This is a genomic window from Paenibacillus ihuae (assembly GCF_001368795.1).
Lineage (GTDB): Bacteria > Bacillota > Bacilli > Paenibacillales > Paenibacillaceae > Paenibacillus_AQ > Paenibacillus_AQ ihuae.
The window spans coordinates 416,952-426,615 of sequence record NZ_LN831198.1 but is presented as its reverse complement, the minus strand read 5'-3'; the positions used below and the strand labels follow the sequence as shown (position 1 = coordinate 426,615).

Annotated in this window: 9 protein-coding genes; 1 reads left to right on the top strand and 8 read right to left on the bottom strand. The window is 52.9% G+C overall.

What is annotated here, in order from left to right:
* Positions 1 to 2,239, top strand: a 2,239-nt coding sequence (locus AQR02_RS01970; RefSeq protein WP_108721958.1) for a carboxypeptidase-like regulatory domain-containing protein, incomplete at its 5' end; no start/stop codon positions are given.
* A gap of 93 nt (positions 2,240 to 2,332) precedes the next feature.
* On the opposite strand, the gene AQR02_RS01965 is transcribed toward AQR02_RS01970, so the two are convergent.
* From AQR02_RS01965 to AQR02_RS35075, 8 genes are all read right to left on the bottom strand, one after another.
* Positions 2,333 to 2,884, bottom strand: a complete 552-nt coding sequence (locus tag AQR02_RS01965; protein ID WP_054939162.1) for an RDD family protein — start codon at positions 2,882 to 2,884, stop codon at positions 2,333 to 2,335.
* A 454-nt stretch (positions 2,885 to 3,338) separates the two neighbouring features.
* Positions 3,339 to 5,174 (bottom strand): ribosomal protection-like ABC-F family protein, encoded by a 1,836-nt coding sequence (abc-f, locus tag AQR02_RS01955; RefSeq protein ID WP_054939160.1) that lies wholly within the window; start codon positions 5,172 to 5,174, stop codon positions 3,339 to 3,341.
* Positions 5,175 to 5,615: 441 nt separating this feature from the next.
* On the bottom strand, positions 5,616 to 6,149 hold the full coding sequence (locus AQR02_RS01950; RefSeq protein WP_054939159.1) for an AAA family ATPase: 534 nt from the start codon (positions 6,147 to 6,149) through the stop codon (positions 5,616 to 5,618).
* Positions 6,130 to 6,678: a metallophosphoesterase family protein gene (locus AQR02_RS01945; protein WP_280818637.1), complete on the bottom strand. Its 549-nt coding sequence runs from the start codon at positions 6,676 to 6,678 to the stop codon at positions 6,130 to 6,132. The genes AQR02_RS01950 and AQR02_RS01945 overlap by 20 nt, the downstream gene beginning before the upstream one ends.
* A gap of 18 nt (positions 6,679 to 6,696) precedes the next feature.
* Positions 6,697 to 6,858, bottom strand: a complete 162-nt coding sequence (locus AQR02_RS31775) for a metallophosphoesterase family protein (protein WP_108721957.1) — start codon at positions 6,856 to 6,858, stop codon at positions 6,697 to 6,699.
* 48 nt (positions 6,859 to 6,906) lie between these two features.
* Positions 6,907 to 7,392, bottom strand: a complete 486-nt coding sequence (locus AQR02_RS01940; RefSeq protein WP_159067667.1) for a GNAT family N-acetyltransferase — start codon at positions 7,390 to 7,392, stop codon at positions 6,907 to 6,909.
* A 134-nt stretch (positions 7,393 to 7,526) separates the two neighbouring features.
* Positions 7,527 to 8,456 (bottom strand): SMI1/KNR4 family protein, encoded by a 930-nt coding sequence (locus tag AQR02_RS01935; RefSeq protein WP_054939156.1) that lies wholly within the window; start codon positions 8,454 to 8,456, stop codon positions 7,527 to 7,529.
* 106 nt (positions 8,457 to 8,562) lie between these two features.
* Complete coding sequence (locus AQR02_RS35075) at positions 8,563 to 9,486, bottom strand: L,D-transpeptidase family protein (RefSeq protein WP_054939155.1); 924 nt, start codon at positions 9,484 to 9,486, stop codon at positions 8,563 to 8,565.
* Positions 9,487 to 9,664: the final 178 nt, after the last annotated feature.

Genomic DNA, 9,664 nt, shown 5'->3' with positions numbered 1-9,664 from the left:
ATCCCAGGCGGCTTCCGCAGCCGCGCGTACCGAGCTGCTGCAGAAGCTAGACGCTAGTACCGGCAGCGCACGGATGGAGCTGATCCGCAAGGAAGTCATTGAACCCGCCAATTCCGTCCCGGCTTATTGGTTCAATGTATATGCGGGCGGCTCCATGAGTCAGGTGAACCAGATCGAGAATGAAGAAGTACTCTCTCCGCTCCTGCCCGAAGACCGGATTAAGCTGCTTGAGGAATACATCCTGAATGGGTCTGCTGACATCTGGCTGCGGAATGCGGTGAAACAGTTGGTCTACGAATATGATGAGCGTGGAAATACGGATAACGAGGCAGATAAAGCAATTGCAGAAGCAGTAAAGCGGTTCAGCAGCAATTCTTCAACAACGCGGGAGCTGATACTGCTGCGGGCAGAGCGGGCGCTGAATGCCGGAACATTCACGCTGGCTGAGGAACTGCTCCGGCAGTCTGAATTCCCTGTCCAGTATAACGAGATGGAGCTGGATGCTAAGACCGCATGGCTAAAGGGACGGCTGCTGTTCGCCCAAGGCAAAGGCAGTGAGGCGCTCCGGCTGGTGAATAGCGCGCTGGAGAAGTACCGGAAGGACTGGGCAGACATAGAAGCAGAATTTCAAACAGCGGACAGCAGTTTGCAGGGGGAGAATCCGTCTGCCACTGGCCCCGGCAGCAGTCAGAACAGCAAACCGGCTGCGCCAGAGCATGGTGTGTCATCCACGGAAGAACAGCTCACCGTCCTGCAGGCTGCACTTCAAACCGCAGTGGATATGGGATTTAACCGCCCGGCTACAATAACGGGCACCCTTACCAAAAGCGATGGCACGCCGGTAGCCGGGGCCGGCATTTTTCTGCGTGCGGAAAGCGAGCTCTACCATAGTGTGTACTATGATTCCGAGCCCTATCAGATCGTCACGGATGCCGAGGGGCACTTTCAATTCTCCGGGATTGTTCCCGGCTTCTATCAGATCCAGCTGGGGCTCAGCTTTGAGCAGATTGACGGCTGGACCTGGCCTGTGCAGAGTGATGACTGGATAGAACTCAAAGCGGGCGATGCTATAACGCGCAATATTACCCTTCAGCCCTTGCTGGAGCTGAAATCACCCGTAAATTCGCAGGTTCTGACCGGCTCCGCGGTGAATTTCAGTTGGGAAGCCGTTAAAGGGGCTGCCTACTACAGCTTAAGTACCACTGTTATGGACGACGGCGGCAGCTTCAGCACTGTGGTCCGCCAGCAGATAACGGACAATCAGGTAACAATTCCGGTGGATGAGCTGTATAACAGCGGCGGTTTCTCTACCAGCGGTTTCTCCACCGGCAGCAGCGGAGAAGGGTGGCAATCGGTCTCCCCCTCTTCCCTGCTTGGCTTCGCCAATCCGGACAGCAAGTTCTCCTGGAGTATCGACGCCTATGACGGACAAGGCCATGTGATCACCCGCAGCAACGGCTACCGGCTCAATGAAGAGACGGTCGGCAATCTGCCTTTCTTTTATCTGAAATCACGCACGCTTACCGCTGCCGACCAGTTGGTTGTAGACAAGAAGCTCGAACAGGCGCTAGGGGCCTACCGCCGGGATTACACCGCGAATCCGCAGGATGCGCATTCTCTGAAAATGCTGATTCATCTAATGCTCGCTAAATATTCCGATACGAAGGATGCCGGGCTGGAAGACGAAGCTATGGCTTTATTAAGGAAGCTGGTAGAGCTTCGCCCGGATGTCAGTTATGCTTTCAGTCTGGCTGATTACTATTATGACCGTTCCGAATGGGAGAACTACAGCAAGTACTACGCTCAGTACCTTAAATTGAACGGAGAGGAGCCGAATGTCTATGGACGTTCGCTCAACGCCACTGCGTTGATGCTTCAAGCCCGCTTGGACGAAGCCCGGGAGCAGCTGGCGATCTCGATGAAGGAAGATCCCAGCCACCGCTTTGTCGGCAGCTATCTGGCCGCAGAGCTGGCTGCCGGGCAGCCTTTGTCCTCGGTTCTGGAGCTGGCGGAACGTTATCCTCAGCATATGTATAGCCAAGGCGGCTACACCTGGCCGCTGCTGATCCTTAAGCTTCAAGCGGAGCGGGCCGGTCAGCCGGAGGCTTTTGGCCAGCTAATGAACGAGAAGCTGGACGCATATGTGAGCGGGCAGCATGAAGCCCTGGAGCAGTGGACCCGGGAGGGCAATCCGTCGGCGCTGAAGGCATTCATCCAGGCTGTGCTGGAGGTTGGCTAAAAAGCGGGATAGCAGGCCGCGCACACGCAAAAGGGACAGTCAACACCGGCAGCAATGCTGCCTGTTGTCCGTCCCTTTTTTTGTTCAACCTGGTTACTTCAGCTCATCCAGCGCTGCCTTCTTCACCACATAGGTGTCTGCCATCACATCATGGAACGCCCGGTTGCGCCTGGAAAATACAATAATCAGACAATCAACGAGGATAACGAAGCTGACAATCTGAACAAGCGCAGTGCAGAGCGGCACCCAATTGGAATAATAATTGTCGGCCGCAGTCACCGAACCATTCCCGGCAGTAACAATGACTCCCAGCAGCGAGTTAATCAGATAAAAACTGTAACGGATGAACGCCTGCTTCACAGTAGGATAATCTCCCCGCTCATTCACAATCCTCGTCCGCAGGAGCAATCTCCCCGGAGTTCCGCCATACCTAACAACCATAAAAATATTAAACAGTGTAAGCAGCACCCATTGAATCCATAGCGGAACCCCTGAATTATACTGTTCGGCTGCTGAAACAGCCCATCTGTTCAAAAAATAAGCAGGAACCGCCAGAATCATAAAATCCAGCAGGCTGATCAGTACTCTTTTCCAAAATCCTACGTAGTCGCCTTCTCCCAGGCGTTCTGTTATATCTTGATCCATTTTGTTCCTCCAAATCGGCTTTGTTGCTATATAGATTGAACTTGTGATTTTTCTATTTCGGGATTGGCCGTGACTACAGAGATTATTTGGACTTCCGGCCGCTGCCCGCCTGCAGATTTCTTGATTCTATACCGCTGTTCACGGTGGAAATCTGCAGACTGCTTATGCTTCCGAAGCGAGCTTTCCTACGGAAAGCTTTCAGGCGGACGCTACCGCTCCTATAGTTCCAAAATTCCCTTCCGCCACTTTCCATAAATGTGTATTTTCAAGTTCAAACTATATAGTTTATTTATCCTTGCTTTGTAATGCTGTTCTTCTGTTATGGAGAGCCCATAATCTCTCTCGCTACCTGCTGTCCCTCTTCTAACGTCATAAGCTTGATTTCCCTCATCCGCATTTGAGAGTGCCTCCCTCATAAAAGCTTTTCATTATTCTATTAAATTCTCCATATTTTTCAATTCCCCTCCATGTATTCGCCAATCTCCTGCCGCAGGCTTACAATCTCCCGCAGCAGCTCCCGGTTCTCATGCTCCGTCTCTGCAGGTTCACTCCGCATCAGCCCGGCCAGCCGCATTTCCAGTAACCGGAGCTCTCCTTCGCGGGATTGTTCCTCGGGGGTAAGCGTCCGGCTGCGTTCATTGGCAGTATATTCGGCAAAGGTGCCCGGAAAGAACTGCGGTTTCTGACCGCGTCCAAGCAGCAGCAGCCGGTTAGCGACTTTGGCGTGGAGATACCGGTCATGCGAGACGATAACCAGCCCGCCAGGGTAAGCCGCAAGCGCTTCTTCCACCCGTTCCCGGGTATCGATGTCGAGATAATTCGTCGGCTCATCCAGTACCAGCAGGTTAGCCTTACCGAAATACAAACGCAGGAAGGCCACGCGGCATTTCTCGCCCAGGCTTAAGTCTCCGATGGTCTTAAAAACATCCTCCCGCGGGAATAAAAAGCAGCCCAGAATGGTCCGCGCCTCTGTATGCGTCATGCCCGGCAGCTCGAGCAGGCTGTCCAGGATGGTCGAATCGGGTTTCAGATGATCCAGCTCCTGGGCAAAATACCCGATCTTCGTGCAGGGATGAATGCGCACATAGCCTCCGGCCGGCTGCGTAATCCCTGATATCAGCTTCAGCAGCGATGATTTGCCGGCACCGTTTGGTCCCAGGACAGACAGACGGTCGCCCCGCCGCAGCGACAGTCCGAAGTGCTCCAGCAGCGGCGGCCCGCCGTCGTAGGCTAAGGTGATATCCTGCAAATCCAGAAGTGCATCTCCCTGGAAGGCTTCACTTTCCAGCTTCATATTCAGCTTAGGCGCCGCCTTCGGCAGCTCCACGCGATTCTTCTCCAGCCGCTCCAGACTGGCCTCCTTGGCGTGTAGCCGGGAGACGTTCTTCTTCGATTTGGCCCGCCGGAAATCATTCTGCCCGGCAGCACTGTGCGCCTGCTGGAACCAGAGGGCATACCGGCGTATGCTCTCCAGGAGCTTCTCCTTCTCCAGCTCTTGCTTCCGGTGCTGCCCCTCCAGCGTCCGCGCTTCCAATTCCTTCTGCTCCCTGTACTGTGTATAAGCTCCGGGATAGCGGCGGCAGCCCGACGGGCTCAGTTCCAGCACACTGGTAGCGGTGCGGTCAATAAAGGTGCGGTCATGCGAAACATAGAACACCGTGCCCGGATAGGTCCGCACCCAATCTTCCAGCCACTCCATCGTGTCTTCATCTAAGTGATTGGTCGGCTCATCCAGTATCAGCAGCTTCGGCTGCCGGGCGAGCAGTGCAGCGAGCTGCACCCTTGTCTTCTGGCCCCCGCTCAGCAGGCGGTAGGGCTGACTCCACAGGGACGGCTCCAGCTTCAGCTGCCTAAGACATTTCTCCGCTTTGGCTTCCCAGCCGTAACCATCCAGCTGCACGTAGCTGTCGTAAACTTCGCCATATTCGGCAACGGCCTCCTCATCCCAACCACCGGTCTCTTCCAGCCTGCGGGCCAGCTGCTCCAATCTGGGCTTCAGCTCTGCAAGCCGCCCTGAAGCCGATAAGACGAACTCAAGGGTGCTGAGTTCGGATTGAACCCCAAGCTGCTGATCCAGTACCCCCCATTCCTCCCGGTCCAGTCCGCAGTAGACACTGCCCTCCTCAAAAGCCAGTCTGCCGAGCAGCCCCTGCAGCAGCGTTGTTTTGCCAATGCCGTTGCGCCCAAACAGCAGCACCCGCTCTCCTTCAGTAATTTCAAAGGATACCCCTTCGAATAAGGGGATACCGTTCCACTCTTTTTTTATATTTTTCACTTTAATCAAGGTCATATTTCATTCCTCCGCTTCCTTAAATCGTCTGTTACGTACTGAAGCCTCCGCTGCGGACAGAAACAAAAAACCGCAGCCAGCAGGCTGCGGTACAGGAAACGTATGAAGGGAGTCCGGTGCTCTAATAAAACAACGCTAAGTGCAGCAGCCTCCTGTGAAGCAGGCAGCCGCCATTCTCAGTTCTGTTCCTCTTTGGCATCGTAAAGGTCCCGACAGACACACGTATCCCTGACCGTACACCCGCTAGCGGGCGTCCCGTGGCTTGTGCTAAAGTGCACATCACAAGTGAACTGGTCTTCATTAGGAAACGTGTTAGTTCTTCATCAGTCGGGTGAACCTCCGTAATTGTCCGTATTCAATGATGGCTACAGTATATCCAATCTGATAGCAGAGAAGCCAGGTAAAGAATAATTATAATCATTGTCTCCGGATAAATCCCCTCTAACAGCTGCCCCTATTCGCGTATTCATCAACATATTTCAGAATATCACGATTCTTCTTCACAACAATTCGGTTAGCGGCAAACTCTTCAGTCAGCTCCAGAATCTTCGGCAAACCCTCCCGGTCAAAGCTCCTGTTCCACTCGAACAACATGACATAAAGGTTCTGCAGGGATTGTCTGTAATTGCGCTGCTCCAGGCCAAGGTTTGTCTTTATAAACCGCTGTACAACCCGCAGATCTCTGACATACTTATTGGGGGTGATCAGAAATATCAGATCCGCCTGGCGGAAGCTCTCTATCCCCCATTTGTAGTGCACCCCTTCAATAATCCATTCCTTCAATGCTACAGCCTCCAGCAGCCGGGTATCTCTTGCTTCGGGAGAACGTCTGCTGTCCACAAGACCTCTCTCCCATACAAAATTATCCGTCTCATAATACGGGATGCCATATCTTTCCGACAGCTCTCTGGCAATAAAAGACTTCCCGCTCCCGCAGCCGCCGATAATTCGGATTCTAATGTGAAGCCCTCCCATGGAAAATTCTAAGGATCGCATCTTTATCCGGCACGCCAAGTTGCTCATACGAGCGGAGAAAACCGCTGTTGTCATAAGCGAGCTCTACCGTTTCGGCAGTTACCCTCCCGCTCTGGGCAGTCACGATGCCGTACCTGGCAACGGAATGCTCCGAATGGGCACAGCCAAGCGCCCCCGGATTGAAGAAGGTGGTCTCTCCGGCATGAAAATGATGCACCACGTGATGATGGCCAAAGGCAACCAGCTTGTACGGCGTATCCGTATACAACTGATTCAGCCTCTCTGCCGCCGGACTCCAATCTACAGGTATGTACCAGCCGTCTGGATCGAGATGATAATGGGTGAACAACATCGGCACACCTTCAATGCTTGCAGTTGCCCTCATCGGCCATGAACTCATAAGTTCGATATATTGCGGACTGATTCTTTGAGCCAGCCATTCGTGATGCTCCCGTTCGGCGTGATTCCCGGGCGGCGGCTCCTCGCCGCGGAACGCCCGTTGCAGGGCAATGTCATGATTGCCGCTAATGAACGTGATCTCCTCCTGCTACAGCAGCAGTTCAAATACACGGTCCGTATCAGGACCGATCCCCACCACATCTCCCAGACAAACAATTTGCCGGAGCCCCCTGCCCAAAATATCCTGCAGCACCGCTTCAAGCGCCGCAGCGTTCCCGTGTATATCCGTGATGACAGCTACGCTCTGCATTGCCGCACCTCCTTTTTGTAAGGAAAATGAATAGACATGGTATGCTTCTTATCCCAGCTTCTTGAACATTTCAATTCCAACAATTTTGCCCTGGTTAAGATAAGGAAAGATTTTGTACCCGCAAGGGATGAAGCCGTGCCTGCAGTAAAATATGAGCGCTCTAGTATTAGTATTATGGCAAAATAGTTTTAACGTGTGGATGTTATGCTCATTCCGGGCTTGGCCGATCATCGATTCCAGCAAAAAGGATGAAACGTCCGTGCCCCGGTGTTCCGGGCTGACGATTACATTTCCGAGCCAGCAGGAATGCAGTTCCTCGTCTTTGTCATACAGATTTGCATAGGCAAGCGGCTCGCTATGGTCTTCACGGGTGATAACCGTCGGATTAAACCTTCCCTCCAGCACCTGCAGTATTTGCTCTGGCGTCAGCGGATGTTGGAATTTCGGACTGACGCAGAACAGCTCTTCCTCATTCGCGGGAAAAGCACAGATCGTGTCCAGATCCTCCCGGGCTAACTTGCGGTATGTGAGCATCCCCTCCACTCCTTCCGTGTGAATGTTTATACAATTATTTTCAATATTGGTTCCCTGATTCCTTCCGCTCCAGCAGAAAAAAGACGACTCCTGATCAGAATCAGGAATCATCTTTTATAGTTCCACAGCTATTTCTAGACCGTCTCTTCCTTCACTAAACCGCGGATGAAGGTTTCGAAATTTTTCGCCAGATATGTAACCTTGCGGTTGTTCTCCTGGTCCACATACACGACTTCAGGCTCACCGTCATTTCCGCCGGAGCGGTAGTCCAGCATGACAACGCCTTGACCTGCAGAAGGAGCGTCGCAGATCACTACGCCAAACTCGGGATAGCCCCAATTCTCAATGACAGACCAGCTGCCCAGTTCACCGCAGAGTGAATATTTCTTGTCCCGTCCGATCCCGCGGATGCCTGAAATGATAATATGGTCTTTGCCGGCATCGGCGGCTTCATTCCCCAATAAATACTTGGTGCTGCGGGGAATGCCGCCGTTATGCTGTTTCATCATCGCGGTATAGAATGCCGGCAGCTTGAAGACCAGCTCTTCTTCCACCGATGCAATGATATCGTCCGTAAGCGGTGCAGATACATAGTCCTCCAGCGCTTCCTCGCTGTCATCCCAAAAATTAGCGGAATCAAACTTGGGCAGGGGTTTTGGGCCGGATGTTTTATTGGCTGCAGCATCTGCGGCGGCTTCTCTGGCAGCTTTCTTGGCGGCCTTGCGGCGGCTGAGCTCCAGAAACTCCAACGTGTCCTCGTCTTCAGGGTCGAGCCGGTCCGCAATTTCGAATTCACTTGCGGCTTTGTCATACTGCTTCAGGTAGTAGTTGCAGAATCCGACACGGTAATGCCAGAGCGGATCCTCCCCGCCTTCCTCCTCGACAGACATGAACTGCTCCAGCGCCTCTCCGTAACGCTCAAGATTATTCAGCGCCCTGCCCAAATGATTGGTCAGCACGTAATCCCTTTCTTCGGCGGGAATCTCCATAATGGCATCCACAATCTCCTGGAATTCATCCTCTTCATGCCATAATTCCAGTTGTGCAACTAGCTCTTCTCTCATTCTTATAGGCCTCCCAGTGCGATAACTCGAATACTGCTGAAAATTATACCATTTCCGCACTGGGATTCTCCAGCGGATGTTATAACACACTGCCGGAATCAGCGCCTCACAGCTCTACTGTCCCCTTCTTGGCATCCCATACGAACGGCAGTCCAAAGAGCGGCGTCAAGCTGCCTAGCGGAAAATACAGACGGCCATCCACATTCCGGGAGGCCAGCATAGCAACCTCTTTACCGTTCACCGTTGCTATAGCCGACAGCGGTTTATGGATCACGGTCTGGCCGCCGATGGTGATCATAAGTGCACCAGTCCCCGCTTCTTGCCTCAAGCTGCCTCCGAGCAGACTCACCGTTTCCCTAAGCGGAATGTAGATACGGGAATTCTCCTCTACAAAGGGAGAGTTCAGCGCTACAGCCTCTCCGTTAATGACAAAGGTTCCGGCAAAAAATTTGGTGCCCAGCAGGTAACCGGCCTTGGAGGCGATATTCTCCATGCTCTGGCTGGATGAAGTGATGATAACCGTCGTATATTTGGCCACGCGCGGATACAGCCAGTGAATGTCGTCATTATGCATCCGGATGCAGCCGGCACTGACATATTTGCCGATTGAGGATTCATTATTATTGCCGTGTATAGCATAGGTAGTGCCGTAGGTACCGTTCACTTCCAGCCCGAGCCAGCGGTCGCCGAGCGGATTGGCCGGATCGCCGCCGGGGATATGCTCTTTATAGTAAGGTCTGTTCTTGACCTTGAGCACTATGCGGAAGGTCCCCTCCGGGGTCAGATTTTTGGTTTTGCCTGTGGCGACCGGAAATGCCTTTTCCAGCTTGCCGCCGCTAAAAAAGCCCAGTTTGTTCGTTTTCTTGTTCACGATGATCAGATCCGTGGACATCTTCGATGCTGCTGACGCTGCCCCTGCTGATGCCGCACCCGTAAAGCACGCCGTAAACAGCAGCAGAAAAACAAGCGACATTGCGATGCTCCGCAGCGAATAAGCTTTTGTCCGACTGGCCGTTCCTTGCAGACTCATGTTGCCCCACCTCCAGGTTATGGGTGATACTGGAAACTGCTTTTCAGAATAGACGAAGCTGCTGCACAATAGTTGCACCGCTGCCTGTACCTATTTGATACAGTCCGTCCAAGATAGGAACATGAATAGTCCACACGTATTCCAGAGATAATAAATCTGCATGACAAATGAAACTGCC